The following is a 1,020-nucleotide window of genomic DNA, read 5'->3' as shown; positions in this document are numbered from 1 at the left end:
TGGGCTGTGTCAAATTTTGTGGACGGGTAAACCCGTTGTGTTTGGTTGTGGGGGTTAGGCTGCGGCGGCGTGTGTGTCGGCGCAGCGGGTTTTGAATTGGCGCATTGCTTCGGCGGGGATCAGCCCGGTGGTGGAGTGGATGCGGCGGCGGTTGTAGTACGCCTCGATCCAGTGTCCGACTTCGTAGCGGGCGTCGAACTTCGACGCGAACTGCTTCTTTTCGTACAGCAGATGCAGCTTCAACGTGGAAAACATCGACTCCGCAACCGCGTTGTCCCAGCACACACCGACCGCGCCGGTGCTTAAACGCACATCGAGTTTCTTGGCTGTTTGCGCGAACTGCTTCGAGGTGTACTGCGAGCCGCGGTCGGAGTGAAACACCGCGTTGCCCGCGACGAAACCGGCCGCGTGCGCCATGGTCAGCGCGTCGACGACAAGTTGCGCACTCATCCGGTCTGCGATCTGCCACCCGACAACCATCCGTGTGCTCAGATCGATCACGACGGCCAGATACATCCATCCCTGCGCGGTGCGTAGGTAGGTGATGTCGCCGCACAGATAGGTTGTCGGCATCGCGGGGTAGAAACGGCGCCGAAGCAGATCAGCTCGTGCGCTCGCCTGCGGGTCTTGGATCGTGGTGCGTTTAAACGCGCGACGGTACTTGGTGTGCAGCGTGTTGTCAGCCATGATCTTTCGCACCGCATACAGCGTGGTTGCAACGTTTTGGGCCTGAAGCTGCCGGTAGATAGTGCGCGCCCCGGCAAAACCGTTGTGCTCGTTGAAGATCTCGATAACCAGATCGGTAATCGCCGCGCGTTTCGCCCGTGGTGTGCCACCGGCCGGCGGAGTATCTCTACGCTTGCGCCAGGCGTAATAGCCGGAGCTGGATACTTCCAACACACGGCACATCATTGACACTGGGTAGCGGGGGCAGGGGTTGCCTTCTTCGTGGAAGTGGGCAATTACCGCGAAGAGGTCCTCGTGGTGTGCTCCGTGGCGAAGAAGGCGGCCGCTTTTTTT

The 1,020-nt window shown here is 60.2% G+C and carries 1 protein-coding gene; it reads right to left on the bottom strand.

Translation table 11 applies throughout. From position 1 onward, the window contains the following. Positions 1 to 54: 54 nt before the first annotated feature. Positions 55 to 1,020 (bottom strand): IS3 family transposase (locus HMPREF3101_RS06580; RefSeq protein WP_083280127.1); only part of this gene is annotated, 966 nt, incomplete at its 5' end.

This window comes from Corynebacterium sp. HMSC29G08, from assembly GCF_001806875.1.
In the GTDB taxonomy this organism is placed as follows: domain Bacteria; phylum Actinomycetota; class Actinomycetes; order Mycobacteriales; family Mycobacteriaceae; genus Corynebacterium.
This window is presented reverse-complemented; position numbering and strand designations above follow the sequence as displayed.